A 2,445-nucleotide genomic window follows, 5' to 3' on the forward strand; every position below is an offset into this window, starting at 1 on the left:
AATTGGTGATGGTGCCGCCGAGGATCGTGATCGAGCCCGTATTGTTGGTCAGGCTGACATCGGTGCCCGCGACATTGGTCGCCACCAGATTGGTGATGGTGAAGGTCGATGACGAAGCGTTGATTGCAAGGCCGTTGATGCCGGCAGCGGTGCCGCCGACAGTGACATTGCCACCCAGGAACTGGCCGCCCGAGACGGCATTGAAGTTGAGCGCCGTGGCCGTCGCAACGCCTGTCGTGATGCTGTCGAACGCCATGCCGCCGGTGCCGATGGTGATGCCGTCGAGATTGATCGCCCGGCCGGTGCCGGTGGTGATCTGCTCCGTGCCCGCGGCCGCGACTGTGATCGTGCCGCCCCCGGTGGCATCGAAGCCGGTACCGGTCGTCGTGGTCAGGTCCAGCCCGCCGGTGAATTTCACCGTGCCGCCGGTGTTGGCGGACAGGTCGATCGCGTTGGCCGAGCCCGTGCTGGCGGTGATCTTGCCGCCGAAGGTGGCGGTGCCGCCGGTCTGGCCGATGATCCTGACCGCGTTGGCCGCATTGGCCTGGTCGATCGTGCCGTTGTAGGTGACGTTGGGCACCGCACCGTTGATGTTGAAGGCTACATCGCCCGTGTTGGTGATGGAACTCGCGGCCGCGAAAGTCAGCGTGCCGCTCGAGCCGCTCCAGATGGCCACGCCCCTGCCGCCGCCACTGATGTCGAGATCGTCGAAGGTGGCGATGCCGTCGAAATTGTTGGCGAACAGCCCGACGCTGGCGGCACTGGTAATCTTGGTGTTGCCGGTGAAATCGACGGTCGCGTTCGAATCGACAAGCACGATGCCGGTTTGAGATGCGGTCTGGACGGTCAGGTCGTCGACCGAGACCGTGCCGGTCACACCATTGAGGTAGAGGCCGGACCCGACATTGCTGGCCGTCACGCCCTGGACGGTCAGGCCGTTGATGCCCAGGCCGTAGATCGCCGAGCCGGAACCCCCGGAAACGTTGAAATCGAGCAGCGTGTTGCCGTTGCCCAGCGTCACGACATTACCGCCGCCGGAACTGGTCAGCGTCGCCGCACCCGCTGAATCCGATATGGATTCGTCATGATGGATGTTGGTGCCGGTGACATTCAACGGCACCCCGCCGAGCGAGAACGCGCGGTCGTTGCCGAACGAGGCCAGTTCCTGTCCGTCGCTCAGCGAGAAGCCGGTGGCGTCGTCGATTGTCCCGCGGTTGACCAGGACAATGATGGCGTCGCTGGCGGTAATGCTGTCGGCATATTCGATCGAGGCGAGGTCGGTGATCGACGTGCCGCCGCCCGAAGCCCCGGCCGCAACGAAGATGTAATTGCGCAGATCGTAAAGTTGCGGGCCGGTAAACGCGGTCGTGCCGAAAGCGTAGTGGCCGCTGCCCTCATTGAGCCCGCGCGCATCGAGCGAGGCGGTGATGCCGGAGATGGAGCTGGAATTGCCGCCGAAGGTAAATTCGGCGTTGGCCGTGGCGCCCGGCGTGCCGGCAATGCCCAGCCGCACGCCGGTATCGACATTGGTGATGACGCCGCCATCGGTGATGATGATCACCGCGCCGCCAACGCTCGGCGACGTCAGATCGATGCCGATCGAGCCGGCAGCACCGGTGCCGGTGATGCTGAGCGACTGCGCGGTGAAATTGGTCTTGGATCCGGAGAAGTCGAGGCCGGTGCCGACACCCAGTCCGGAGATGACGATGTTGCCGGCGACCACCGCCGCATTGACGCCGGCAAACGAGATGCCGTCGGCGCCGGGGTTGGTGATGCTGATGTCGCCGAAGCGGATCGTCGCCGGCGAATCCGAAATGGCGATCGCCGGTCCGGTCGTGTTGGAGATCGTCGTCGCACCGTTGACGGTGAAGTTGCCCGCGACATTCTCCAGCACGACACCCGACGTGCCGCCGCTCTGGCTGATCGAGTCCAGCACCACATGGGCGGTGATCGGATCGATGAAGACGGCGGTGCCGCCATTGCCTGACACGGTGCCGCCGGTGGTGGTGAACGTGCCTCCGGTCGACGTGCCCTGCACGGTGATGCCGCGGTCGGTATTGTCCTGCGCATTGACGGTGGCGAAGGTGTAGGTGCCCTTGCCGGTGATATCGAGACCGTCGTCGAGATTGCCCTGCAGCAGCGTCGTGCCGGTGAAATTGTAGGTGCCGTCGCCGTCGATGTGCAGGCCGTCGAGGCCGTTGCCGGTGGCGGTGAAGTTGGAGTCGGTGATGCCGGTCGAACTGCCCGTGAAGTCGGCGCCGTTGCCGCCCGCACCGGTGACCGTCACATTGGTCAGCGTCGCGCCGGTGATGTTGTTGCCGAAGATGCCGTCGCCGCCGCCGGTGATGATGATACCGCTGAGCGTGTTGCCGTTGCCGAGCGTAAAGACGGGGTTGGCGACGTTGGTGCCCTGGATCGTGCCGTCGCTGCCGCCCAGGTTGAAGG

General features: G+C 64.9%; 1 pseudogene. It reads right to left on the reverse strand.

From position 1 onward, the window contains the following. A pseudogene (locus tag EN994_RS27145) lies at window positions 1-2,445 on the reverse strand (hypothetical protein); the annotation flags it as partial.

Origin of the sequence: Mesorhizobium sp. M7A.F.Ca.CA.002.09.1.1 (assembly GCF_003998555.1) — a bacterium.
GTDB classification, from domain to species: Bacteria; Pseudomonadota; Alphaproteobacteria; order Rhizobiales; family Rhizobiaceae; genus Mesorhizobium; species Mesorhizobium ciceri.